Consider the following 22903-nt stretch of genomic DNA (forward strand, 5'->3'; position numbering starts at 1 on the left):
TGCAAGCTCCCCGACGTCCCGACAAATGCCCCCGCGCAGTCCACGGGCCGCGGGGGCCCCGGCTCACTCCACCACGTCCCAGCCGCCCCAGGCCTCTTCGTCCAGGTGGCCCCAGCGCTGGCCGTCCACGGGCTGGAGAGGCACTCCGGCCTGACCGTCGTCGCCCGTGTAGAGATAGTCCCGCCCCTCATCCAGGTACGTGCTGTCGTCGTGGCTCATGTCCGGCTCCTTGGCGCTCCATTCACGGGGTGTACGGCTCTACCAGCTCGCATCCCCTTGGACGCCCTGCGTCGGTCACCGGGCCCACTCCATGCGGGCCCATTTACAAGCAGTGCTTGACCGATTTACGAACATGTTGGGAGTTCGCCCCTGTTTTGTAAAGCCCTCGGGCCCCCAAAGTTTCGCCGGAGTCCTGCAGCCCACGTCCGGCTGCTTGCCGTCCAGCAGGCCAGGCGCGGTTGTGGTACCGGACACGGGGACGTGCGCCGACCTGGCAGGGCCTGCTGCCGGACACGCTCCGCTGTACGAGGCTTGATTCGAGAATCACCCCTGTTAGGGTTGACGAACACTCAAGAATTGCCGCAACGCGGCAACCCGGCGCCCCACGCCGTGCGGCCCCAGAGGTCCCGAGGTTCCATGAGTCCCATCATCACCGGCCTGCTCCTGGCAGGCGCTCTTTCGCTCTTCGTCATCACGATGTCCGGCCGCGCGGGCGTGCTGCTCGCGATGAAGAAGGAGAACCGGCTGGACCGCATCCCCTACCGCGCGGTGCAGCTGCTGCGCTTCGGGTTGGGGCAGCAGCGCATGGTGGATCCGGAGGAGTTCACGCCGGGCCTGTTCCACATCTTCATCTACGCGGCGTTCATGGTGCTGGCGGTGCGCACCATCATGATGTTCGTGATGGGCTTTTCGTCCACCGCGCTGGAAGTGCTCACCGACATGAGCCACCCGGCGTGGGATGCCGCGCCGCCGCTGCTGCTGCTCTACAAGCTGTACCTGATGGTGAAGGACGTGGTGGCGGGGCTGGCGCTCCTGGGCGTGGCGTACTTCGTGTGGACGCGCTGGAAGGTGAAGCCGGACCGCATGTCCCAGTCGTGGGAGGCGTACCTCATCCTGGGCTTCATCGCCGGGCTGATGGTGACGGAGTTCATGTTCGGCGGCAGCCACATGGTGGCCGCGCACGCCGCCGCGCAGCAGATTGCGGTGGGCGCCACGCAGGTGCCGGCGACGCCGGCCTCGCTCGTGTGGTGGGAGCCCCTCACCAGCGTGACGGGTCTGCTGATGATGCCGCTGGGCCCCACCGTGGCGCACGTGCTGGGCGTGGCGGGCTTCTTCATCCACCTGACCATCATCCTGGCGTTCCTGAACTTCCTGCCGCTGGGCAAGCACTTCCACATCATCACGGGCCTGCCCAACGTCTTCTTCCAGCGCACGCACTCCACCGGCAAGCTGCCCACGCCCAACCTGGAGAAGGAGGAGTTCGGCGCCGCCACGGTGAAGGACCTCACCTGGAAGAACGGCCTGGACCTGTACTCCTGTACCGAATGCGGTCGGTGCCAGACGCACTGTCCTACGTACATCACGGGCAAGCCGCTCACGCACAAGGCCGTCAACCAGGACCTGAAGCACTGGCTCTGGGACAACGAGCGCTGGGTGGAAGAGGGCTACGGCCCCAACGGCATCAAGGAGCCCCTGCCGGAGATGATTGGCAGCGCGCTGAAGGCGGAGACGGTGTGGGCGTGCACGAGCTGCGGCTGGTGCGAGCAGGCGTGCCCGGTGTTCATCGAGAACGTCCCGCGCCTCATCGACATGCGCCGCTACCAGGTGCAGGTGAAGGCGGAGTTCCCGCCGGAGATCCAGCGCGTGTTCGAGGGCATGGAGCGCCAGGGCAACCCCTGGGGCATCGGCCAGGACCAGCGCGACGAGTGGGCCTCCGACCTGGCGCTGCCCACGTGGGGTGACGAGGGCGGCCCGTACGAATACCTGTTCTTCGTGGGCTGCGCGGGCAGCTACGACGACAAGCAGAAGAAGGTCAGCCGCGCGCTGGTGAAGATTCTGCGCGAGGCGGGCGTGTCGTTCGCGACGCTGTCCAAGCAGGAGATGTGCAACGGCGACTCCGCGCGCCGCATGGGCAACGAGTACCTGTACCAGACGCTGGCGAAGACGAACGTCGAGTCCTGGAACTCCATGGGCGTGAAGGCGGTCATCACCCAGTGCCCGCACTGCTTCAACACCATCAAGAACGAGTACCCGGAGTTCGGCGGCGAGTACCGCGTCATCAACCACACGCAGCTCATCAACGAGCTGCTCAACGAGAAGCGCATCAAGCTCTCGTCGGTGATGAACACCACCACCAAGCTGACCTACCACGACCCCTGCTACCTGGGCCGGCACAACGGCGTGTACGACGCGCCCCGTGAAGTGCTCAAGAGCATCCCGGGCCTGGAAGTGGTGGAGATGCAGCGCAGCAAGCGTGAAGGCTTCTGCTGCGGCGCCGGTGGCGGCCGGATGTGGATGGAAGAGCACATCGGCACGCGCATCAACCACAACCGCATCAACGAAGTGGCCCTCACGCTCAAGCACGCGGAGGACCCGACCACGCCCTTCCCGGACGCCGCGGACAGGAAGAAGCCGGGCATGGTGGGCGACTACAAGGAGCAGGGCGGCGCCGGCATCGTCGCGGTGGCCTGCCCCTTCTGCTCCACGATGCTCAACGACGCGAAGAACGACACCGGCCGCGAGCAGATCCAGGTCAAGGACATCACCGAGCTGGTCGCCGACGCGCTGGAGCCCCAGCACAAGGGCGGCACCGTGTCCCCGAGCCCCGTGGTGAGCGCCAAGCCGGAGTAGTCCTCTTCTTCGCCTCCAGATGTGCCGAGGGCCCGGTGGCTCCCCGCAGTGGGAGCGGCCGGGCCCTTCTGCTTTCCAGCGCGAGCGGTGCCTGGGCTACTTGCGGCCCTTGTCGGAGCCCTTCTCCGAGCGCAGCACGCGCTCCAGGCGCTTGGTGGCGCCGTCATCCCCCAGCTTGCCGACGACGTAGGCGCTCGCGGAGGCGAGCTTGCGGCGGAAGTCGTCCGGGGCGATTTCAGAGGGGCGCGAGGGCAGCTCCGTGAGGCCCTGGTTGGCCAGCAGCGTGCGGGCCAGGTCCTTCTCGTCGTCGGTGGCCTTGGAGGACAGGAGCGCGCACACCTTCACGTGGCCGTACGCGGCGGCGGTGACGAAGGGCGTCTCCCCCAGGTTGTCGGGCAGCGTGGGGTCCGCGCCCGCCTCCAGCAGCAGCCGCACCAGGTCCTCGCGGCCCACGCGCGCGGCGGCCATGAGGGGGGTGCGCCCGTCGGCGTCGAAGGGGTTGGGGTCGGCGCCCGCGTCGAGCTGGGCGGCGAGGGCGGCGCGGTCGCCCGCGGTGACGGCATCGAAAAGGGACACGGTGTGCACCTCCAGCAGCGGCGGGCAGCATCGCGTTTCAGGGGACGCGATGCCAGGGCGCGCCCTGCCATGGGGTCCTTCTGCGGGCACGGCGGTGGAGTTCCCGGGTTGCCTCCTCGTGACACCCCGCACCATGCTGTGGGTACCATGGGGTTCCCCGAAAAGGTCATCATCATCTGCCTGCTGGTGGCGTTGGTCGTGTCAGTGCTGATGGTGCTCTGGAACGTCCACGTCAAGCACGAGCGCCTCCAGAAGAAGGGGCGGCGCGTCCAGGGCGAGGTGCTCCTCGTGGAGCGGGCCCGGGAGGACCGCCCCTCCAGGGTGCACTACTCCTTCTGCCTGCCGGATGGCACCGAGCTCCGCCATGCGTATCAGTCCTACTTGGACTCCTGGGACAGCCTGCATCGCGGCGACACCATCGACCTCGTCTACCTGCCGGAGCACCCCGAGCAGAGCATGCCGGTGCTCCACGGCGTGACCAGCGTCGAGTTCGTCTTCTGGCTCGTGGGAGGACTGCTCGTCCTGGGCCTCGTCGTGTTCACGCTGCGAAGCTGGGACTTTGGCCCCGAGGAATCCACGCACCCGCCCAGGAGGCCGGCGTCTCGCGACAGCTCGCATTCGTACCGGTAGGGCACGGGCACGCCGGTGGGTTTCCCGGATTGTCAGCCCGCGGCGTCCCTCACCATGATGGGCGCATGAATCCCGTGGGGACGATCGCGCTCGCCTTGCTCATCCTGGTTTTCTTCGTCGCGATCGTTTGGATCCGCAGGCAGAAGGCCCGCAGCATCCAGGAACTCCTTCGCCGGGGACGGCGCACGCAAGGCGAGGTGCTCTTCGTCGAGGAGGGCTACGAGGACAACGCGGACACGTTGCACTACAGCTTCACCCTGACGGATGGCCGGGAGATGCGCCACTCCTACCGGTCCCTCTTCAGGCGCTCCTGGGGCGACGTGAGCGCCGGCTCCCCCATCGACATCATCTATCTGACCGAGGATCCACGTCAGAGCCTTCCCGCGCAGGAGACAGGCCAAGAAGAGCCGCTGGCCGTCATTCCCCTGTTCTGGATCGCGGTTGTGGCGTTCTCTCTGCTGTGCGTCTACGCGGTCGAACAGGGGAAGCAGAAGAATCCGGGCCCTCCTGCTCCGGCGGCCCCTTCCTCTCGCGGCAACCTGCAACCGTACAAGCCTCGCCCCTAGGACGGAGTTCACCGGAGCGTCACTTTCGGCGCTCCGCTCCCGATACCTAGACACGGTGGCAGGCGCCACGGTGTGTGGCGCAGGGAGGAGCACCCCATGTCCCTCATCGCGGCCCGCGTCCTGGGCGCATCGTTCGCGGCGATTGGCCTCACGATGCTGGTGCTGACGTGGGGGATGTACCGGCGCGACTCGCGCATCGTGGACGAGGGCGCCCACACGCAAGGCACGGTGCTCAAGAAGGAGGTCCACGCCTCCACGGAGGACACGGACTACGTGCTGCACTACACCTTCACGTCGCACGACGGCACGCGGGTGAAGAACCGCCGCAACATCTCCTCCGGACTGTGGAAGCGCCTGCGCGTTGGCGACTCCATCCAGGTGCTCTACAGCCGCGAACAACCGCGCTGGAGCTTCCCGGAAGGCCACGGGCTGATGTCCCTGGGGCTCGCCCTGTTCTTCACCGTCGTGCTGGTGCCCTTCAGCCTGATCGGGCTGCTGTTCATGCTGGCCCGGGCCGGACCGGCGACAGCGGACGTTGATTCGGCGTCCTCCCCTCCGCCATCCTGAGCACGCACATGTCCCTCCCGCTTCTGGTCATCCTCCTGTTCGGCTTCGTGGTCATCCCGCTCCTCATCCTGAAGTCCCTCCTCAAGCACCGGACCCTCACCCTGCAGGTGCGGCAGCGCGGCCTGCACACGCGCGGGAAGGTGCTCCGCGTCCGGGACGACTTCAAGGGCAACTCAAGCAGGGTCGACTACGTCTTCAGCCCGCCGGAAGGACCGGAGATCCACGACAGCTTCCATGACTCGCGACAGGCCGCCGCCACGCGGACCCCAGGCAGCCCCATCGACATCGCCTACCTGCCGGAGGCGCCCCGACACCACCTGCGCGAGAACGTGGGGTTCGAGCGGCCTCAGGTCATCCTGGTGACCCTCCTGTTCCTGCTGTTCGCATCCTGCGGCGGCATCGGCGTGGTGGGGAACTACTTGCAGAGCGCCCGCCAGGCGGAGACACCGCGGCCGTAGCGCGCCCTCCGTGCCCCGAGGCCCACGATGAAAGTCGAATTCGTCCTGTTCGAGCTGTTCACCCTGGGGGGCGTGCCCCTGCTCATGGCGTGGGTCTGGAGGAGATACCGGCGCAACGCGAAGCTCCGGGCGCGGGGCGCTCACGCGCGGGGCACGGTGCTTCGCAAGGAGCATCTCCGCCACGGCGATGGCTTCGAGGAGCATGAATCCACGCGATGCATCCTGCACTACTCCTTCTCATTGCCGGATGGCACGGTGCTCCAACACACGTACGAGGACCATTTCATGGCATGGACAGGCATGTCCCCGGGCTCCCAGATAGACGTCGCCTACTGGCCCGAGGCCCCGCGCCACAGCCTGCCCGAGAACGGCGGAGTGAACGGACCGCTGTTTTCCGCCTGCTCCGCCCTGGCCCTGATCATGATGTGCGCCGGGCTGTACGGGCTGGTGGACCACCTCTGGGAAGGCGCCCCCCCACCCTTCGTTCGCCCGCCCCCCGAATCCCAGATGAGGCCCCTCCAGCAATGACCCTCGAGACCCTGACTGGCCTCCTGGTGGGCTTCCTGGGCCTGCCCTCCCTCATCCTGGGACTCCTCACCTACTCCCGCCGACTGGTCGTGCGGCTGGAGCAGGACGGGCTGCACGCACGGGGCAAGGTGCTCCGCGTCAGGAACCCCCGGAGCAACAAGAGAGCCGTCGATTACTCCTTCCGTCCTCCGGAGGGCCCGGAGCTTCAAGGCAGCTTCGCGGAGTGGCCCCCGCCGGCCTCCGAGCAGACCCCAGGCTCTCCCGTCGACGTCCTCTACCTGGCGGACGCGCCACACCATCACATGGCCGTGGGCACGGGACTCAGCCGGAGGTTCTTCCTCATCGTGGCGACCCTGCTCGTGTTGTTCGCGGGCTTCGGCACCCTGACCGCGCTGCACGAATACTTCACCCACCCGGGGCAGGAAGAAGCGCGCACCAGCACCACCCCGGCGCCCCCATGAACCTCCTGGCGAAGGTCGTGACCGCGGCGCTCTTCGTCGGAGGCCCCGCGCTGATGCTGGCGCTCCAATGGAAGGATTACGCCGTCACCTGGAGGTTCCAACGGCGCGGGCAGCGCGTGCAGGGCAAGGTGCTCCGCATCACTCCAGGCAAGGTGGATGAAAACGCGGCGGTGCACTACGCGTTCCGCCTGCCCGACGGCACGGTGCTCCACCACGAATACAGCGAGACGCACGAGGACTGGTCGGAGATGTCCCCCGGCGAGCCCCTGGAAGTCGTCTACCTGCCGGAGGATCCGCGCCGCAGCCGACCCACGGGCATGGGGGTCGGGCTCGTGAAGACCGGCTTCTGGACGCTGGTGATGCTGGGCTTCATGGCCGGAGGCGTGGGCGTCCTCCTGGGCTGAAACCCCAGGCCTCTGGGGACGAGGGCCCCTGGCAGGGCCCCGCCCCACGGACATCCGTCAGGTGGGCCCGTAGAAGGGCTCGTTCGCGGCGGGCACCGCGAGGGAGACGGAGCTGGCCGTCGAGGACACCGGAGCGCGGTAGATGCTCGGGTCGCCGCCGGAGTCGTTGAAGAGGAAGCCCAGCGTCGTGCTGCTCGTCCAACTGGGGAAGCTCTCCTGCACGGTGCTCGCGGTGTAGTCCGTCAGCCGGCGCAGGCTGCCGCTCAGGCCCACCGACGTCACGTTGCCCACGAAGATGCGCGTGCTGCCGGACGACAGCCGCGCGTCGAGCGCCACCTGCCGCCCGTCCGGAGACACCACCGCGCGGTTCGCGATGGCCAGCACCTCGTTGCCCAGCGACGACGTATAGGAAGGGCTGCCACCGCCCACCGGCACGAACGCGAGCTGGTTGTACTGGAAGGCGTTGCTTCCCGCCGGCGCCACCACCGTCGTCCCGTTGGGGAAGAAGGACGGCGAGCCGTGGTTGATGGTCGCGCCGGGCGTCAGCTCCGTGAAGCCGCTGCCGTTCACCGCGATGCGCGCCAGCGAGCTGATGGACCCGGAGCCCCGGTCGAACGCGAACACGATGGTGCGACCGTCCGGGCTGAACGTCGGGCCGCGGAAGTTGGTGCACGCGCCGCACGCCGCGTCGTTGGAGCTCAAGAGCGTCGCCACCGGGCCGCCCGTGGTGGGCACCGTCTGGATGGACGACGTGCTGCCCACCCGCTGCACGAACACGATGCTGCTGCCATCGCGTGACACCGAGGGCGTGTACGCGTTGCCCGCCGTCGTCAGCCGCTGCGGGCTGTTGGGGTCACCGTCGTCGTCCACCACGTAGATGTTCCGGTCGCTGCGCACGAAGGCGAAGCCCTTGTCGAAGAGGACGTCACCGATGGTGCCGCCGCTCCCTGGCTCCAGGGGCTCGCACGCCCCGAGCAAACCCACCGCCACCACCGCACCGAGCCACCGCCGCATGCCCATCATCGCTGTCTCCCGCTGTGCCGCCGGCCCTGCCACACGTTCGCCCGAAGACTACAGGGCGCGCGGGCTGGGACGTCAACGCACGCGGCGGCATTCACCGCCCCCTGCGTCCGGAGTCCACAGGGGGTGGCGACGTTCAGCGGTTGAGGCGGTTCAGTTCATTGCGGCAGACGTTGCACGGCCCCAGTTGCTTGCGGTCGATGTCCTGGGCCGACTGCGGGAGGAACATCACGCAGCGGGAGTCCTCGCAGTAGGACAGGCCGATGAGGTGGCCCACCTGATGCACGGCCTCCACCTGGACGCGGCGGCGCAGCGCTTCGCCCTCCGCGCCCTGGCGCAGCCGGAACAGGCTCATCACCGCGACCTTGGACTCCCGGTCCGCCTCACCGAAGACGAAGGGCGACTCCGGCACGAACAGGTCCGCGTCCGTCACCCCCATCACCAGTTGCTGCTTCTGCGGCGACTCCTCCAGGAGCGTGCCCAGCCGCCGCATGATGGCGTTGCAGTGGTACTGGCCGCGGTCCTTGTTGAAGGCGTAGGCAGGGGACGACAGCGCCGTCCGGCTCACGACCGCGCTGACGCCCATGTGGGTCACCAGCGGTTCCTGCAAGGCGTTCACGAGCGCAGTCGGTGGACTGCCCACGGTGACCAGCAGGAGCGTCTTCTGCGGCATCAGCCCACCGCCTTCTACCTCCGGACGGACGTTGACCGCGTCCCCCCGGAGCGGAGTGGCTGGGGCGCAAGGATTCGAACCTTGATAATCAGAGTCAAAGTCTGACGTCCTGCCATTAGACGACGCCCCAGCAGGTTCGCACGCGTACTTTCGGGCCGATACTACGGCATCTCGACGGGCTCGGGAACCCACTCTGACGATGGGACGCGTTCTGCGTGGGGTGTGGGGGTGGATCACCGTCCCAGGCCCCTCGGGAGGGCTGCCGGGCGGGCGAGGTGTCGTCCACCCGACAGGCCCCTCCCCCGCCTCAGCCCTTGAGCACGGCCAGGGGGGTGAGTCGGACGCGGGGCGTCACGAGGTCGGCCTCGTCCTCCAGCACCTCGGAGAGGTCCCGGTAGGCGGCGGGGGCCTCCTCCACCAGCGAGGGGGCCCGGGCCGGGTCGAACACCACGCGGCGCAGGGCATGGACGAGCGCGTCCGGGCGGATGCGGGCCCGGGCCTCCGTGCGGGTGAGCACGCGGCCCGCCCCGTGCGAGCAGGAGCGGAAGGCGCGCGGCTCGCCCCGGCCTTCCACGACGTAGGAGGCCGTGCCCATGGAGCCGGGGATGAGGCCCCGCGCCCCCGCGTCCAGCCCCACCGCGCCCTTGCGGTGGACCTGGAGGGTGCGGCCGAAGTGCACCTCCGTGGCGACGTGGTTGTGGTGCACGTCCACGGTGCTGTCCCCCTCCGGGGCCACGCCCAGGCGGTCCGCGATGACGGCCAGGGCCCGGGCGGCGAGCGTGTCCCGGTTGGCACGGGCGAAGCGGCACGCCAGCTCCAGGTCGTGGAGGCAGGCCTGGCCCGGCTCGGTGTCGGTGCGCAGGGCGTGCGGCATGCCCTCCCCGAGCGCCTTCGCCACCCGCTGGTGGTGCTCCCCCACCGCGCCCCCCACGCCCCGGGACCCGGTGTGGATGAGCAGCCAGAGGTCCCCCGCCCCGTCCCGGTCCAGCTCCAGGAAGTGGTTGCCACCCCCCAGCGTGCCCAGGTGGCGCGGCGCCAGTCGCGCCCAGGCCTGAGTGAGCCGGTGGGTGGACAGCGCCGGGGACTCCAGCCCGGGTGGCAGGGGCAGGCCCTTGCCCCGGTGCACCGCGTCTCCCACGGGGATGACGCGCGAAAGCTGGGACAGGAGCTGTTCCAGGTCCGCGCGGGACAGCGACGCGGCGGGGAAGGCGAAGCGGTGCGCGCTCACACCGCAGCCCAGGTCGTTGCCCAGCGCGCCGGGGACGACGTGGTGTTCGGTGGCGAAGACGGTGCCCACCGCCACGCCCGACGCGAGGTGCACGTCCGGCATCACCGCCACGTGCTCGACGACGTAGGGCTGCGCGGCGAGCTGCTGGAGTTGCCGGAGCGCGGCGGCGGGCACCGCGCGGGCCCAGGCGAGCAGCGGCACCGCGCCCGGTGGGACTTCGAGGAGGCGGGGCATCATGCGTCACCCCCTTCCCCTTCGTCGTCCGAGCCCCAGCCGCTGTCGTCGTGCTCCGTGCGTGGGGCGGTGCCCACGTGGACGAAGCGCAGGTTCGGGGTGCGCTTGAGGTTCAGGTGCTGCGCGAGTTGGGAGCGCAGGTAGCCCTGCGCGCGGAGCAGGGCCTCCTTCACCTGCGCGGGGTCGGCGGTGTCTTCCGACAGCGTGTAGCCGATGCGCGCGGTGCGGCCTTCGGGGGACAGCTCGAACGACGTCAGCGCGACGCCTTCGAGCAATGGGTCGGACAGCTCGCCGCGGAACAGCAGCGAGACCTCCTCGGAGAGGGTGGATTGGACGCGCAGGTGGCGCGCGGACGGAGCCTGGGACTGGAACAGCGAGGAACCCGAACGTCGGGACGACGCGCGGGGACGGCGAGACCTGGATGAGGACATGAGCGAAGACGGATTCCAGCGGGCCGCGTCCCGTCACTCACGAGGAGCCGGGACACGACCGTAGGTGTGCACGCAGGAGCTCCCGCGCGGACACGCCGCCTTTTCGCGCACGGCGAGGACGTCCCTTGCGCCACGGGGCCACGCGCAAGAAGGCGCGGCCGTCAGGCAGATGCGGGACGACGCCGGTGACGCTAGACGCGCGACCGTGAGGAGCGAACCGAGACACCCTTGGCGACACGTCCCATGGCACACCTCCCGCCGCACGCGGAACCGCGCGGACGACGCACCGACGCGACGGGAATGCCGGGCCTGACAAAAAAGCGCGGGGCCTGTCCGGTGGTGACCAGCCGCTCTTTCCACCATCCGACTCGGGCGTTCAGTGCGATTGGCAGGGAGGCCTCGCGGATGCACCCACTAGGCGGGAGGCTTCATGGCCGAGACTTTCGACGTGGTGGTGATTGGGGCAGGTCCGACGGGGGAGAATGCGGGAGCGAGGGCCGCGGCGGGTGGGTTGAAGGTGGCGCTGGTGGAGCATGAGCTGCTGGGCGGTGAGTGCTCCTACTGGGCCTGCATGCCCAGCAAGGCCCTGCTGCACCCCGGCGAGACGCTCTGGATGGCGCAGCACACGCCCGGCGTGCGCGAGCTCATCAAGGAGCCGCTCAAGGCCGAGGCCGTGCTCAAGCACCGCGACAAGATGGTGTCCGGCTACGACGACAAGTCCCAGGTGAAGTGGGCCGAGGGCGCGAAGCTCACCGTGGTGAAGGGCCGCGGCAAGCTCACCGGCCCGCGCAGGGTGCGCGTGGAGGGCAAGGACGGGAAGGTGCGCGAGCTGGAAGCGCGCAAGGCCGTCGTCATCGCCACGGGCAGCAAGCCGCGCATGCCGGACATCGCGGGGCTCAAGGACTCCAGGCCCTGGGACAACCGCGAGGGCACGGGCTCCAAGGCGGTGCCGGGCCGGCTGGTGGTGCTGGGCGGCGGCGTGGAGTCGGTGGAGCTGGCGCAGGCGTGGCGCGAGCTGGGTTCGGAGGTGACGCTGGTGCAGCGCGGCCCCCGCCTGCTCACGCGCTTCGAACCCTTCGTGGGCGAGCAGGTGGCCCAGGCGCTGCGCGACATTGGCGTGCGCGTGTTCCTGGAGACGCAGGCGACGAAGGTGCAGCGCTCGGGCGAGGGCAAGGGCGAATACACCGTGACGCTGTCCAACCGGGACACGCTGCGCGCGGACGCGCTGCTCGTGGCCATGGGCCGCACGGCGCGCACGGACGACCTGGGCGTGGACACGGTGGGCCTCAAGCCCGGTGCGTCCATCGAGGTCGATGATCAGCTCCGCGTGAAGGGCGTGGACGGTGACTGGCTCTACGCGTGCGGCGACGTGAACGGCCGCAACCTGCTCACGCACATGGGCAAGTACCAGGGACGGTTGGTGGGCGACGTCATCCTGGGCAAGCCCGCGAAGGCGTGGGCGGACACGAAGGCCACGCCGCAGGTCGTCTTCACGCACCCGCAGGTGGCCAGCGTGGGCCTCACCGAGGAGAAGGCGCGCAAGGCGGGCGTCCCGGTGAAGACGGTGCAGTACGAGCTGGGGGACGTGGCCGGCACGTCGCTCATGGGCGAGGGCTTCAAGGGCACCGCGAAGCTGGTGGTGGACGAGCAGCGCCGGGTCATCGTGGGCGCCACGTTCACGGGCCCCGGCGTGGGGGAGATGCTCCACGCGGCCACCATCGCCGTCGCGGGCGAGGTGCCGCTGGACACGCTCTGGCACGCGGTGCCGTCGTACCCCACCATGAGCGAGGTGTGGCTGCGGTTGCTGGAAGCCTACGGTCTGTGATTGCGGTGGGGCGCCTCCGCATGAAAGGGTAAGCGCCCCACCCTTGCATCCTTGTGCCAATGATTGCCGCTGACCCGCCGCTCCACAGCGCGTCCCTGAACAGCGCATCCCTGAAGGTGGAGTGGGCCCTGCTGCTGGTGCTCGCGTTGGCGGCCGTGGCGGTGGGTCAGCATCCGAGGCGCGGGTTGGACTTCCGCGTCTATCTCACCGCCGCCGAACGCTTCCGCGAAGGCACGGACCTGTACCGCGTGGAAGACGGCGCCATGCCGTTCAAGTACGCGCCCGTCACCGCGCCCCTCTTCCTGCCCTTCACCGCAGTGCCTCCGCGCGCCGCCGTGGCGCTGTGGAACCTGGGCTCCGTGCTCGCCCTGGCCGCCGTGTCCGTGCTCACGCGCCGCGCCGCGCCCGCGAATGGAGAGGCAGCTCCGTGGGAATGGGCGCCGGTGCTCGCGACCGCGGTGTTGCTGCCCGCGCTCACCTTCGAGTTCTTCTACGGCCAGGTGGACGCCGTGCTGTTGTGGCTGCTGGTGGCCGCGGCCGTGGGGGCGGAGCGGGGCCGCGTCTGGGGTCCTGGCGCCGCGTTCGCCGTGGCGTGTCTGCTCAAGCCCCCGGCCGCGCTGCTGGGCCTGTTCTTCCTCGCGCGCAGGCACTGGCGCGTCGTGGGCGCCACGGCGCTCTTCGGCGTGTTGCTGGTGTTGCCCACGCTGGGCCGCTACGGGTGGGAGGGGACGCTGTCGCAAGTGCAGGACTGGACGCGGACGCTCGCGCGCACCACGCCGCCGTGGGCGCTGGGCCACAACCCGCAGGGCCTGCCCACGCTGCTGCTGTCGCTGGTGCTGCCCCCGGAGTCCCTGCCGCCCGCCGGCGCGATGACGCTGGCACAGGCCGTGGCGGTGGGGCTGTTCGTCATCGCGTGGGTGTGGGCGCGGCCCGGGCCCGTGGAGCTGCTCGCGTTCGGGTGTCTGGGCGTGACGCTTCTGTCACCGTTGGCGTGGCGCGCGAACTACGTGCTCGCGTGGCCGCTGATCCGCGCGGCGCTGGAAGGTCGGTCGCGCTCCGGCCAGGCGCTGGTCGGACTGGTGGCGCTCACGGGTGTCCTGGTGTCGGAGACGGTGCTGGGCGCGGAGCTGGCGCGGCGGGTGCTGCTCACGCGGCCGTTCGTGTGGGCATACACGGCGCTGCTGCTCACACTCCTGTGGCAGACGCGGCGCCGGGGTGCTCCCACCGCCGTACTTTCCGACGGAGCCGTGACGCACCTGCCGCGTGAATTTCCAAACGCACGCGCTTCGTGACCCAATCGAAACAATGCCGGGGGCAAAGTGTCACGGAGCCTGAACCTTCGTGACACACGGCGTCGCTATATGCGTCCCCGTCATGTTCGAAACGTTCGACAGCGCCTCCAGCGCCCCCGCCGCCCGGCGGTTCGCGCTCTCCACCACCGCGTCGGTCGCCGTCTTCGGACTCATCGCCGTCGCGGCGATGACCGCGGCGAACACCGTGAAGGAAGTCATCAAGGAGAAGAAGGTGGACGTTGTCTTCCGCCCGCCTCCGCCACCTCTTCCCGTCGTCGAGGTGAAGCCTCCTCCCCCGCCGCCTCCGCCGCCCGTGAAGGTCACGCCGCGCGCCGCGCCTCCCGCGCTCGCCAAGGCGCCGCCTCCCGCCGCGCCCGTCACCGCGCCCGCGCCGCTGAAGGCCCCGGACGCGGTGCCGCTCGACAAGCCGCCGGAAGCGGAGAAGGAGATCGTCGCCGCGGCGCCCATGGCCGTCGGTGGCACCGGGACGCTCGTTCCTGGCGGTGTGGTGGGCGGTGTCGGCAGCGGTGAGGGGATGGCCATTGGCGGCGGTCGCGCCCAGCCCATCAACCTGCCGGAGTCGGCCACGCCTCCGGAGCCGCTGTCCGCGAACCTGCTGCCTGAGTACCCCTCCGACGCCCGCTCCAAGGGTCAGGAGGGCCTGGTCATCCTCAAGGGCGTCGTCGAGGCGGACGGCCGCGTCACCGGACTCAAGGTGATGCGCGGGGATGAGCCCTTCGCCAGCGCCGCGCTGGCCGCCGTGCGCACGTGGCGCTTCCGGCCCGCCGTCGTGTCCGGCCAGCCCACCTCCGTCTTCCGCATCTTCAAGGTCCCCTTCCGCCTCAAGTCCTGACGCCCTCCTTCCCCCGGGAACACACCGCCATGAACTTCAATCTCAAAGAGATCTACGCGCACATGGGCGTCTTCGCCCTGGGCATCGCCTGGACGCTGATCGCCTTCGCGGTCGCGTCGCTGGCCGTCTTCTTCGAGCGCCTGTTCGTCTACTTCCGCTCACGCGCCGCGTCCCGCAAGTTCGCCGGCCGCGCCGGTCCGCTCCTCGCGCAGCAGCAGCACGACGCGCTGGTGAAGGAGGCCGAAGGCAGCAAGAGCAGCCACCTGGCGATGATGCTGGGCGGCGGCATGAAGACGTTCCTGTCCAAGTCCCGCGCGCCCGCCGGGAAGCTGGGCGCGGTGGAGCTCACGCGCCGCGACCTGGTGCGCATCAACGAGCGCATCACCGCGGACGTGCGCCGGGGCATGTCGGTGCTGGCCACGGTGGGTTCGGTGGCGCCGTTCGTCGGCCTGCTGGGCACGGTGGTGGGCATCATCGAGGCCTTCGCCGGCATCGCGAAGGAGGGCTCCGGTGGCCTGGGCGCGGTGTCCGCCGGCATCGCGGAGGCGCTGGTCGTCACCGCGCTGGGCCTGCTCGTCGCCATCCCCGCGGTGCTGATGTTCAACTTCCTGTCCACCCGCGCGGACGCGCTGCTGCTCTCCCTGGAGCAGGCGCGCGGCGAGTTCCTGGACCACCTGGAGGACATGTCCGGTGACAAGCGCGCGGTGGTTGCCCACGCGCCGCACGCGAGCAGCGCGGACGTCGTCTCCACCCGCGCCGAGGCCACCGATGTCGGCCACGCGTAGGAGCATCACCCCGGAGATGAACGTGACGCCGCTGGTGGACGTGGTGCTCGTCCTCCTCATCATCTTCATGGTCGTCACGCCGCAGTTGGAGTCGGGCGCGGCGGTGGAGCTGCCCGTCGCGACGAACCCGGATCCGGAGAACAAGAACCTGGAGCCCACGACGGTGAGCCTCGCGGCGAACGGGTCCTTCTTCCTGGACCGCAAGGAGCTGACGCGGGACGCGCTCGTGGTGGAGCTGAAGACGCTGCACAAGGTGAAGCCGGACGCGCCCGTGGTGCTCAAGGCGGACCGGGGCGTGGCGTACGCGCAGGTGAGAGGCGTGTTCAAGGCGATGCAGGACATTGGTTTCCCGGGCATCAGCCTGCAGGTCATCGACCGGCAGAAGAAGTAAGGGGAGGCACGCGCCATGGCTTTCGACGTCGGTGGCAGCAAGGGCGGCATCCGCCCCACGATGAACGTGACGCCCCTGGTGGACGTGGTGTTGGTCCTCCTCATCATCTTCATGGTCGTCACGCCGCTGATGACCAAGCACCTGTGGATGAACGTGCCGGCGAAGGCGGACAAGACGGAGAACACGCCGCCCCCGCCGCCTGACGCGAAGCCGCCCGTGGTGCTCACGGTGGACAAGGCCGGCACGCTGCGCATCAACCGCGAGGAGGTGCCGCGCGATCAGGTGGTGGAACGCCTGCGGCGCATGCTCAACGCGCGAGCGGACAAGATCGTCTTCTTCGACGCGAGCGACGCGGTGCCGTACGGCAGTGCCATGGAAGTGCTGGACCTGGCGCGGGGTGGAAACATCACCGTCGCCGTGCTGCCAGAGCGACTCGCGGATTGAGTCGTGCAGCGGGTGTCCCGCGCGCGGTGCGAGCCGCGCGCGGTCCGTGACACCAAGTTTTCCGTTCCCCGCCAGAGACGTCACAAACCCTTCATCCCAATGCCACGGGCGTCGCGTTGATTGCGCGTCGCTGTCGGCAAGGAGAGCCGTGTTGTCTCGTTCGAACTTCGTGCGCGCCCTCGTGGCGTCACTCGTGCTCATCACCCTGCCTGCCTTCGCGCAGGCCCCCGGCGCCGCGCCGACGGCCCCTCTTGCGCCTTCCCCCTCCGCCACGCCCGGCACGCAGCCCGCAGGGGAGCTTCCGTCTCCGCCGGGGACTCCTGGTGGATCCGCCGCGTCACAGCCGGACGGGGCACTGCCGACGAGTCCCGCGCCTTCGCTGGGAACACAGCCCGGGAGCGCCGCGAATCCAGGGCCCGTGCAGGGTGCGCAGCCTGGGAACACCTCGCCCGCGCAGCCCGTGGATCCTTCTGCTCCGGCCGCCGCGCAGTCCGGCACCGTGACGGATCCCGAAGCGGCCCCGTCCGAAGCCACCGCGTCCGACGAAGCGGCCCTGGGCGATGAAGCCCTCGCGGAGTCCGCCGCGCCGCCTCCCGGCTTCACCGGCATCTACGGCCGCCTCACGGACGAGGCCAACGGCGAGGGTCTCATCGAGGCCACTGTGAAGGTGGTGACGGGCTCGCAGAAGCAGGCCCTCACCGACCTGGACGGCAACTACCGGCTCGCGCTTCCGCCGGGCAAGTACGACCTGCGCGCCTTCTACGACGTGTACCAGGGCCGCCGCATCACCGGCGTCGTCGTCACCCAGGGCAAGGCCACGAAGCTGAATGTCGCGCTCAGCGCGGACGTGGGCGCGGTGCAGGAAGTCGTCGTCGAAGCGCGCTCCGACCGCCGCGCCGAGGGCGCCCTGCTCCAGGACCGCAAGAAGGCCGCCGCCGTCTCCGACTCCATCAGCGCGCAGGAGATCGCCCGCACGCCGGACTCCAGCGCCGGTGACGCGGTGAAGCGCGTGGTCAGCGCCACCGTGGTGGACGGCAAGTATGTCCTGCTGCGCGGCCTGGGCGGCCGGTACGCCACCACGCTGCTCAACGGCGCGCTGCTGCCCAGCCCGGAACCGGACGAGCCCAGCGTGCCGCTGGACCTGTTCCCCACCAGCCTGCTCGCGAACCTCAACGTGGTGAAGAGCTACACGCCGGACCTGCCAGGCACCTTCGGCGGCGGCACACTCCTCATCGAGACCAACACCTACCCGTCCCAGTTCGAGTTCAAGCCGCGCCTCACCCTGGGCGGCGACACGGTGACGACCTTCCGCGAGCGCAACTCGCAGGCGCAGGGTGGCTTCGGTGAAGCGCTGGGCTTCGCCGACTCCAGCCGGGGCCTGCCGTCCGAGCTGCCCCGCGACCACCGCCTGGGCGCGGGTGGAGAGTCAGCGCAGCAGTTGGAAGGCCAGTGGGAGAGCTTCACCAACGTCTGGGAGAAGCGCACCACGCGCGCCGTGCCCAACCTGGGCCTGGGCGCATCGCTGGGCGACACGCTGCGCTTCGGCAACCAGCGGCTGGGCTACCTGGCCACCGTCAACTATGGCCACCGCGACGGCGTGCAGACGGGCGACTTCGCCCGCGCGTCCCGCGACGAGTCCGGTTCGCTCATCCCCCAGGACGTCGCGCGCACCACGCAGGGCTTCTCCACCGCGAACCTCAGTGGCCTGGCCAGCGTGGGCTACCAGTTCGACCGCGACAACGAGCTGACCTTCTTCAGCCTCTACACGCGCGGCACCGACACGCGCACGTACTCCGCCAACGGCAACAACAACGTGCGCGGCGACTCCTACTCCAGCACCCGCCTCCAGTTCATCACCCGCGCGCTGTCCTTCACCCAGCTGCGCGGCTTCCACCGCCTGGGCCTGCTGGGCGACTCGGAGCTGGACTGGCAGGCCAACGTCTCCCGCGTGGACCGCGACGAACCCGACACGCGCGACACGCTCTACAGCGCCAGCCTGAACAACCCCGACGCGCAGCTGTCCTTCCCCAACCAGCCCAACAGCGGCGAGCGCTTCTTCGCCGAGCTGGGAGAGACGTCCACCGGCGGCAGCGTCAACCTCACCCTGCCCTTCTCCTCCGACCTGCGCGTGAAGGTGGGCGGCCTGACGCAGGTGTCCTTCCGCGACTTCAACGCGCGCCGCTTCCGCTACCTGCTCAACGACACGCCGGTGGACCGCACCCAGTCCCCCGAACAGCTCTTCTCGCCGGAGAACGTGGGCAACGCCATCACCGTGCGCGAGACGACCCGCGCGGACGACGCCTACAACGCCTTCCTGGGCATCTACGCCGGCTACGTGTCCGCGGACTACAAGCCCGTGGAGCCGCTGCGCCTCGTGGGCGGCGTGCGCCTGGAAGCCTCCCGGCAGAACCTCACGCTGAAGGACCCCTTCACCGGCGTGGAGGGCCAGGGCGGCACGGACCAGCGCTACCTGGATGTGCTGCCGTCGTTCAACGCCATCTACGCGCTGTCCGAGAAGGTGAACCTGCGCGCGGGCTACAGCTACACGCTGGCGCGGCCCACGTTCCGGGAGCTGGCGCCCTTCATCTTCTTCGACTTCGTGCGCCGCCGGAACGTGTCCGGCAACCCCGACCTCTTGGAGACGCGCATCCACAACGTGGACGCGCGCGTGGAGTGGTTCGTCGAGGAGAACGACGTGCTCGCCGCGAGCGCCTTCTACAAGCGCTTCCAGGACCCCATCGAGCGCGTCATCCGCAACCCGGACAGCGGAGACCTGGGCTTCGAGAACGCCGCGGGCGCGGACAGCTACGGCCTGGAGTTGGAGGCGCGCACGTCCCTGGCCCGCTTCAGCCCCGCGCTGCGCCCGGTGCGCGTGGGCGCGAACCTCACGCTCATCCAGTCGCAGGTGGACCTGGGTGACTCCGCGGTGGTGGGCGCGCAGACGAACAAGGACCGGCCGCTCCAGGGCCAGTCGCCCTACGTCATCAACGTCAACGTGGGCTACGAGCGGCCGCAGAGCGGCACCGAATTCGCGGTCCTCTACAACGTGTACGGCCAGCGCATCAGCGAGGTCGGCGTGCAGGGCCTGCCGGACGTGTACGAGCGGCCCTTCCACCGCGTGGACATCACCCTCACCCAGAAGCTGGGCGCGACGCAGTTGAAGCTGACCGCCGCGAACCTCCTCAACGCGTCCGTCACCCTCCGCCAGGGAGACGTGACGGTGCAGACGTACAAGCCCGGCATGGCGTTCACCGCCGCGCTTGGCTGGGCCCTGTAGTTCCCATCTCCTCCCGAAAGGACGTCACCCATGAAGCGCCTGTTTGCATCCGTCCTCGCCCTCTCCAGCCTCACGCTGCTGCCCGCCTGCGGAGACGACAAGGACACCGACAACAAGCCGGACGGCGGCGATCCGCAGTCCACGTCGCAGGACGTGACCGCGAACATCACCGAGGACACGACGTGGAAGGCGGGCACCACGTACACGCTGAAGAACTACGTGTTCGTGGAGAAGGGCACGCTGACCATCGAGGCGGGCGCCACGGTGCTGGGCGACCAGGGCAGCGCGCTGGTCATCACCCGCGAGGCGAAGTTGAACGCGGTGGGCACGGCGGAGAAGCCCATCGTCTTCACCAGCGCGCAGGCGGCGGGCACGCGCACGGCCGGTGACTGGGGCGGCGTGGTGCTGCTGGGCAAGGCGCGCATCAACGTGGCCGGCGGTGAGAACACCGTCGAGGGCTTCTTCGCGACGAGCGGCGACCTGAAGACGAAGTACGGCGGCACGGACGACGCGCACAGCTGCGGCACGTTGAAGTACGCGCGCATCGAGTTCGCGGGCTACGAGCTGGCCGAGGACAACGAGCTCAATGGCCTGACGGTGGGCGGTTGCGGCACGGGGACGGACATCGACTACGTGCAGGTGCACAAGGGCGCCGACGACGGCGTGGAGATGTTCGGTGGCACGGCGGGCCTGAAGCACATCGTCATCACGCAGACGGACGATGACGGCCTGGACTACGACCTGGGCTGGCGCGGCAAGGTGCAGTTCCTGGTGGTGCAGCAGAACGCCACGGTGGGCAACCGGGGCATCGAGGCCTCCGGCAACAAGAACGACAACGGCGCGCAGCCGCACACGGTGCCGGAGATCTGGAACGCGACGTTCATCGGCTCCGGGCGTCCGGCGGGCACGGCGCCCGCGCAGGAAGGCCTGGTGTTCAACACGGGCGCGGGCGGCCTGCTGCGCAACATCATCGTCGCGAACTTCGCGGACCTGGCCATCGACGTGGACGGCACGGCCTCCGCGGCGCTGTGGAACGCGGCCACCCCGGAGCTGTCGCTGCAGAGCACGCTCTTCTGGAGCAACAAGGGCGACACGCTGGCCATCCCGAACGCGCCGAACCCGAAGAAGGACGCGTCGGGCGCGGTCACCGACCCGGACGTGAGCAAGTTCGTGGAGGCGGAAAAGGTGCTGGCGGTGGGCCTGAACAACAAGGTCGCGAACCCCCAGCTCACGGCGGCGCTGAGCCTGGAGGCCCCGGACTTCACCCCGGCGGCGGGTTCCCCGGCGCTCAACCCGGACAACGCGGCCACGCCCGGCGCGGGCTTCGACACCAGCGCGCGCTTCGTCGGCGCGGTGGGCACCACCAACTGGCTGGCCGGTTGGACCGCGTTCCCGAAGAACTAGCTTCGAGCGGGTGGTGACACGGACCGCGTGCTCCCGGTGTCAGGCCAGGGGCACGCGGTTTGCTTTTGAGGCAGGCCGGGCCGGCTCACCACAGATGAACCGACCGAACTCCTACTAAGACAGTTTGAAATACCGGGCCGATCGCCTCCGCTTATTTCAAAAACGACCCCGAAATTAAAACAACGCGCCTGTTCCGGTCCTACGACGGCAGGCCCGAGGCCGCGTCGTCCTGCGCGTTGGCCAGGGACTCCGGGGTGTTGCCGCCTTCGGTGAACAGCGAGCCACCGGCCACCGGGCGCACCTTGGGGGGACGGCCGCGACGGCGCGGGGCGTTCTCCTCGGAGCCCGGGGCCATGCCCACCGGTTCAACCGTGGCCTGCGGCCCTTCGGACCGGCCCGCCTTGCGCGTCGGACGCGGCAGGTGGATGGCCTCCAGCTTCGCCCCCAGCTCCGCGTCGTCCTCCGCGAACACCTTCGCGTACGCCAGCGCCCGCTGACCCTTCTGGAGCAGCGACTCCTGGCTCTCGTTCAGCACCTGCCTCGCCGCGTCCAGCGCCGCCTGCGCGCGCGCCACCGCTTCCGCCTTCTCCCGCACGTGCGCCGCGGCCTCGCCCAGCACCGCCGTGTCCACGTCCGGGAACTTCACGTCGGCCAGGTCGGTGGCGAACAGCTCGAGCAACCCGCGCAGCGCGGGGGAGATGGAATCGTTCTCAGGGGAATCGAACATGGGCAGGCCTCCTCACAAGGCGTTGAGGCCACCTATCTGCCCAGATGTTCAGTGTCCTTTCAAGGGGGTCGTCCAACAGCCCGGAAACTCGGCCCCGCGCGCTTCGTCAAGGACCCCTCGCGGATCAGTCCACCCGCACCAGCGCCACGTCCCGCACCCCCAGCGACGGATCCACGTCCACCGCCAGGAAGTGCCGGCCCACCCCGTCAAAGGCCTCCGGAATGGCCCCGCCCCCTCCAGAGATGAACGCCGGGATGCCCGCGTTCGAATACGAATAGTAGGAATGGATGTGCCCGTAGAGCGTCAGGTCCACCCCCGCTCGCGCCATCTTCCCCACCAGCCCGGCAGCCTCACCCCGGATGGCGAACCCGCCGCCCCGAACACCAATCGGATCCAAGGGCGGGATGTGCATCGCCACCACGTGCACCGCGTCGCGCGCCTCCTCCAACCACCCGTCCAACTGCTGCTCCACCAGCGGATCCACCGTGCTGCTACCGGAGTCCACCAGGCTGAAGTGCGCGCCCCGGAAGGTGAAGTGCTGGCTCGCCCGCCCCACGAGCCGCTGGTACTCGCGCGCGTCGTCCGTGAACGTCTCGTGGTTGCCCAGCGTCGCGAACAACGGGATGCGCGACCCCGCCTCCAGCCGCTGCTGGAACTCCTCCAACTGCTCGCGCGTCCCGTACTCCGTCAGGTCGCCCGCGAAGAAGATGAAACGCAGCGTGGGGTCTTCGTTCAGCCGCGTGTAGATGTCCCCCACCTTCGACAGCGCCTCCTGCACGTCCGCCAGCGCCGCGAACCGGAACGGCTCCCGCGAGTCCCAGTCCGGCGGCGCCACCGTCAGCCTCGCCGTCGTCCCCGGCCGCAACGCCACCCGCCACGCCTTCACCGTCGGGTGCGCGTCCAGCATCGCTTCCACGACGAGCGGGACGCCTGCTTCGTCCACCGCCACCAGCGCGGCGTCCGGCATCGCGTTGTGCACCGTGAGGAGCCAGTCCGCTCGCGCCTGCCCATCGGCGGTCACGCGCACCGTGAACACCGGCGCCTGCCCCCACAGCACCAGCGCGCCCGCCCCCAGCGTCCGCACCGACGCGAGCCCGCCCTCCACCTCCACCGTCAACGCTTCGCCTTCGGCCTGCCCGATGCGCGTGTCACGCACCGCGCGGTCCTCGCTCGGCCTCGCGCATCCCGCGGACAACAGGGCCGCCGTGAGTCCCATCGCGCCCAGGACGCGGAGGCCTCCGCGTGACTCCGAACGGATCCGCGTCGCCCGCACCGCGCC

24 protein-coding genes and 1 tRNA gene are annotated in these 22903 nt (G+C 69.6%); 16 read left to right on the forward strand and 9 right to left on the reverse strand.

The window, feature by feature from the left end; translation table 11 throughout:
* Window positions 1–63 precede the first annotated feature (63 nt).
* On the reverse strand, window positions 64–219 hold the full coding sequence (locus OV208_RS04570) for a hypothetical protein (protein ID WP_158624954.1): 156 nt from the start codon (window positions 217–219) through the stop codon (window positions 64–66).
* A gap of 417 nt (window positions 220–636) precedes the next feature.
* Between OV208_RS04570 and OV208_RS04575 the strand changes: the two genes are divergently transcribed.
* Complete coding sequence (locus OV208_RS04575; protein ID WP_267572565.1) at window positions 637–2850, forward strand: (Fe-S)-binding protein; 2214 nt, start codon at window positions 637–639, stop codon at window positions 2848–2850.
* 96 nt (window positions 2851–2946) lie between these two features.
* Here the strand turns inward: OV208_RS04575 and OV208_RS04580 are convergent, their stop codons facing one another.
* Window positions 2947–3426, reverse strand: coding sequence for an ankyrin repeat domain-containing protein (locus OV208_RS04580; protein ID WP_120538625.1), 480 nt, complete (start codon window positions 3424–3426; stop codon window positions 2947–2949).
* A 147-nt stretch (window positions 3427–3573) separates the two neighbouring features.
* Here OV208_RS04580 and OV208_RS04585 point away from each other — a divergent pair, with 147 nt between their 5' ends.
* From OV208_RS04585 to OV208_RS04615, 7 genes are all read left to right on the forward strand, one after another.
* Window positions 3574–4056, forward strand: a complete 483-nt coding sequence (locus OV208_RS04585) for a DUF3592 domain-containing protein (RefSeq protein WP_267572566.1) — start codon at window positions 3574–3576, stop codon at window positions 4054–4056.
* Window positions 4057–4121: 65 nt separating this feature from the next.
* The gene (locus OV208_RS04590) at window positions 4122–4622 is read left to right on the forward strand and encodes a DUF3592 domain-containing protein (protein ID WP_267572567.1); all 501 of its coding nucleotides are present in this window, start codon (window positions 4122–4124) and stop codon (window positions 4620–4622) included.
* Between the two features lie 96 nt (window positions 4623–4718).
* On the forward strand, window positions 4719–5189 hold the full coding sequence (locus OV208_RS04595; RefSeq protein ID WP_267572568.1) for a DUF3592 domain-containing protein: 471 nt from the start codon (window positions 4719–4721) through the stop codon (window positions 5187–5189).
* Between the two features lie 8 nt (window positions 5190–5197).
* Window positions 5198–5647, forward strand: a complete 450-nt coding sequence (locus tag OV208_RS04600; protein WP_267572569.1) for a DUF3592 domain-containing protein — start codon at window positions 5198–5200, stop codon at window positions 5645–5647.
* 27 nt (window positions 5648–5674) lie between these two features.
* Window positions 5675–6175: a DUF3592 domain-containing protein gene (locus OV208_RS04605; RefSeq protein WP_267572570.1), complete on the forward strand. Its 501-nt coding sequence runs from the start codon at window positions 5675–5677 to the stop codon at window positions 6173–6175.
* Window positions 6172–6636, forward strand: a complete 465-nt coding sequence (locus tag OV208_RS04610; protein WP_267572571.1) for a DUF3592 domain-containing protein — start codon at window positions 6172–6174, stop codon at window positions 6634–6636. The genes OV208_RS04605 and OV208_RS04610 overlap by 4 nt, the downstream gene beginning before the upstream one ends.
* Window positions 6633–7040, forward strand: a complete 408-nt coding sequence (locus OV208_RS04615) for a DUF3592 domain-containing protein (protein ID WP_267572572.1) — start codon at window positions 6633–6635, stop codon at window positions 7038–7040. Before OV208_RS04610 ends, OV208_RS04615 begins: the two co-directional genes overlap by 4 nt.
* A 57-nt stretch (window positions 7041–7097) precedes the next feature.
* On the opposite strand, the gene OV208_RS04620 is transcribed toward OV208_RS04615, so the two are convergent.
* The 5 genes from OV208_RS04620 to OV208_RS04640 all read right to left on the reverse strand — a co-directional run bounded on the left by OV208_RS04620 (window position 7098) and on the right by OV208_RS04640 (window position 10626).
* The gene (locus tag OV208_RS04620; RefSeq protein ID WP_267572573.1) at window positions 7098–8063 is read right to left on the reverse strand and encodes a TolB family protein; all 966 of its coding nucleotides are present in this window, start codon (window positions 8061–8063) and stop codon (window positions 7098–7100) included.
* Between the two features lie 133 nt (window positions 8064–8196).
* Complete coding sequence (locus OV208_RS04625; protein WP_267572574.1) at window positions 8197–8733, reverse strand: non-proteolytic archaemetzincin-like protein; 537 nt, start codon at window positions 8731–8733, stop codon at window positions 8197–8199.
* Between the two features lie 56 nt (window positions 8734–8789).
* A tRNA-Gln gene (locus tag OV208_RS04630) sits at window positions 8790–8863 on the reverse strand.
* 177 nt (window positions 8864–9040) lie between these two features.
* Window positions 9041–10198, reverse strand: a complete 1158-nt coding sequence (locus OV208_RS04635) for an RtcB family protein (protein ID WP_267572575.1) — start codon at window positions 10196–10198, stop codon at window positions 9041–9043.
* A complete protein-coding gene (locus tag OV208_RS04640; RefSeq protein WP_267572576.1) occupies window positions 10195–10626 on the reverse strand; it encodes a ribosome-binding factor A in 432 nt (143 codons plus the stop codon). Before OV208_RS04640 ends, OV208_RS04635 begins: the two co-directional genes overlap by 4 nt.
* 430 nt (window positions 10627–11056) lie before the next feature.
* Here OV208_RS04640 and OV208_RS04645 point away from each other — a divergent pair, with 430 nt between their 5' ends.
* The 8 genes from OV208_RS04645 (at window position 11057) to OV208_RS04680 (ending at window position 20897) form a co-directional block, all read left to right on the forward strand.
* Window positions 11057–12451 (forward strand): dihydrolipoyl dehydrogenase family protein, encoded by a 1395-nt coding sequence (locus OV208_RS04645; RefSeq protein ID WP_267572577.1) that lies wholly within the window; start codon window positions 11057–11059, stop codon window positions 12449–12451.
* A 59-nt stretch (window positions 12452–12510) separates the two neighbouring features.
* The gene (locus OV208_RS04650; protein WP_267572578.1) at window positions 12511–13743 is read left to right on the forward strand and encodes a glycosyltransferase family 87 protein; all 1233 of its coding nucleotides are present in this window, start codon (window positions 12511–12513) and stop codon (window positions 13741–13743) included.
* An 82-nt stretch (window positions 13744–13825) separates the two neighbouring features.
* The gene (locus OV208_RS04655) at window positions 13826–14596 is read left to right on the forward strand and encodes an energy transducer TonB (protein ID WP_267572579.1); all 771 of its coding nucleotides are present in this window, start codon (window positions 13826–13828) and stop codon (window positions 14594–14596) included.
* 29 nt (window positions 14597–14625) lie between these two features.
* The gene (locus OV208_RS04660; RefSeq protein ID WP_267572580.1) at window positions 14626–15381 is read left to right on the forward strand and encodes a MotA/TolQ/ExbB proton channel family protein; all 756 of its coding nucleotides are present in this window, start codon (window positions 14626–14628) and stop codon (window positions 15379–15381) included.
* Entirely contained in the window at window positions 15365–15772 is a 408-nt protein-coding gene (locus OV208_RS04665; RefSeq protein ID WP_267572581.1) for an ExbD/TolR family protein, read from the forward strand. The genes OV208_RS04660 and OV208_RS04665 overlap by 17 nt, the downstream gene beginning before the upstream one ends.
* A gap of 15 nt (window positions 15773–15787) precedes the next feature.
* A complete protein-coding gene (locus OV208_RS04670) occupies window positions 15788–16216 on the forward strand; it encodes an ExbD/TolR family protein (protein WP_267572582.1) in 429 nt (142 codons plus the stop codon).
* Between the two features lie 148 nt (window positions 16217–16364).
* A complete protein-coding gene (locus OV208_RS04675; RefSeq protein ID WP_267572583.1) occupies window positions 16365–19493 on the forward strand; it encodes a TonB-dependent receptor domain-containing protein in 3129 nt (1042 codons plus the stop codon).
* 30 nt (window positions 19494–19523) lie between these two features.
* Complete coding sequence (locus OV208_RS04680) at window positions 19524–20897, forward strand: hypothetical protein (RefSeq protein WP_267572584.1); 1374 nt, start codon at window positions 19524–19526, stop codon at window positions 20895–20897.
* Window positions 20898–21096: 199 nt separating this feature from the next.
* On the opposite strand, the gene OV208_RS04685 is transcribed toward OV208_RS04680, so the two are convergent.
* Window positions 21097–21624: a hypothetical protein gene (locus OV208_RS04685; protein WP_267572585.1), complete on the reverse strand. Its 528-nt coding sequence runs from the start codon at window positions 21622–21624 to the stop codon at window positions 21097–21099.
* A 124-nt stretch (window positions 21625–21748) separates the two neighbouring features.
* The gene (locus OV208_RS04690; protein WP_267572816.1) at window positions 21749–22840 is read right to left on the reverse strand and encodes a metallophosphoesterase family protein; all 1092 of its coding nucleotides are present in this window, start codon (window positions 22838–22840) and stop codon (window positions 21749–21751) included.
* Window positions 22841–22903: the final 63 nt, after the last annotated feature.

It is taken from the genome of Corallococcus sp. bb12-1 (assembly GCF_026626765.1).
Classification (GTDB): Bacteria; Myxococcota; Myxococcia; order Myxococcales; family Myxococcaceae; genus Corallococcus; species Corallococcus terminator.

Coding starts and splice junctions, on each gene's coding strand:
- OV208_RS04570 (WP_158624954.1), bottom strand. CDS start 219: ATGAGCCACGACGACAGCACGTACCTGGATGAGGGGCGGGACTATCTC.
- OV208_RS04575 (WP_267572565.1), top strand. CDS start 637: ATGAGTCCCATCATCACCGGCCTGCTCCTGGCAGGCGCTCTTTCGCTC.
- OV208_RS04585 (WP_267572566.1), top strand. CDS start 3,574: ATGGGGTTCCCCGAAAAGGTCATCATCATCTGCCTGCTGGTGGCGTTG.
- OV208_RS04590 (WP_267572567.1), top strand. CDS start 4,122: ATGAATCCCGTGGGGACGATCGCGCTCGCCTTGCTCATCCTGGTTTTC.
- OV208_RS04595 (WP_267572568.1), top strand. CDS start 4,719: ATGTCCCTCATCGCGGCCCGCGTCCTGGGCGCATCGTTCGCGGCGATT.
- OV208_RS04600 (WP_267572569.1), top strand. CDS start 5,198: ATGTCCCTCCCGCTTCTGGTCATCCTCCTGTTCGGCTTCGTGGTCATC.
- OV208_RS04605 (WP_267572570.1), top strand. CDS start 5,675: ATGAAAGTCGAATTCGTCCTGTTCGAGCTGTTCACCCTGGGGGGCGTG.
- OV208_RS04610 (WP_267572571.1), top strand. CDS start 6,172: ATGACCCTCGAGACCCTGACTGGCCTCCTGGTGGGCTTCCTGGGCCTG.
- OV208_RS04615 (WP_267572572.1), top strand. CDS start 6,633: ATGAACCTCCTGGCGAAGGTCGTGACCGCGGCGCTCTTCGTCGGAGGC.
- OV208_RS04620 (WP_267572573.1), bottom strand. CDS start 8,063: ATGATGGGCATGCGGCGGTGGCTCGGTGCGGTGGTGGCGGTGGGTTTG.
- OV208_RS04625 (WP_267572574.1), bottom strand. CDS start 8,733: ATGCCGCAGAAGACGCTCCTGCTGGTCACCGTGGGCAGTCCACCGACT.
- OV208_RS04635 (WP_267572575.1), bottom strand. CDS start 10,198: ATGATGCCCCGCCTCCTCGAAGTCCCACCGGGCGCGGTGCCGCTGCTC.
- OV208_RS04640 (WP_267572576.1), bottom strand. CDS start 10,626: ATGTCCTCATCCAGGTCTCGCCGTCCCCGCGCGTCGTCCCGACGTTCG.
- OV208_RS04645 (WP_267572577.1), top strand. CDS start 11,057: ATGGCCGAGACTTTCGACGTGGTGGTGATTGGGGCAGGTCCGACGGGG.
- OV208_RS04650 (WP_267572578.1), top strand. CDS start 12,511: ATGATTGCCGCTGACCCGCCGCTCCACAGCGCGTCCCTGAACAGCGCA.
- OV208_RS04655 (WP_267572579.1), top strand. CDS start 13,826: ATGTTCGAAACGTTCGACAGCGCCTCCAGCGCCCCCGCCGCCCGGCGG.
- OV208_RS04660 (WP_267572580.1), top strand. CDS start 14,626: ATGAACTTCAATCTCAAAGAGATCTACGCGCACATGGGCGTCTTCGCC.
- OV208_RS04665 (WP_267572581.1), top strand. CDS start 15,365: ATGTCGGCCACGCGTAGGAGCATCACCCCGGAGATGAACGTGACGCCG.
- OV208_RS04670 (WP_267572582.1), top strand. CDS start 15,788: ATGGCTTTCGACGTCGGTGGCAGCAAGGGCGGCATCCGCCCCACGATG.
- OV208_RS04680 (WP_267572584.1), top strand. CDS start 19,524: ATGAAGCGCCTGTTTGCATCCGTCCTCGCCCTCTCCAGCCTCACGCTG.
- OV208_RS04685 (WP_267572585.1), bottom strand. CDS start 21,624: ATGTTCGATTCCCCTGAGAACGATTCCATCTCCCCCGCGCTGCGCGGG.
- OV208_RS04690 (WP_267572816.1), bottom strand. CDS start 22,840: ATGGGACTCACGGCGGCCCTGTTGTCCGCGGGATGCGCGAGGCCGAGC.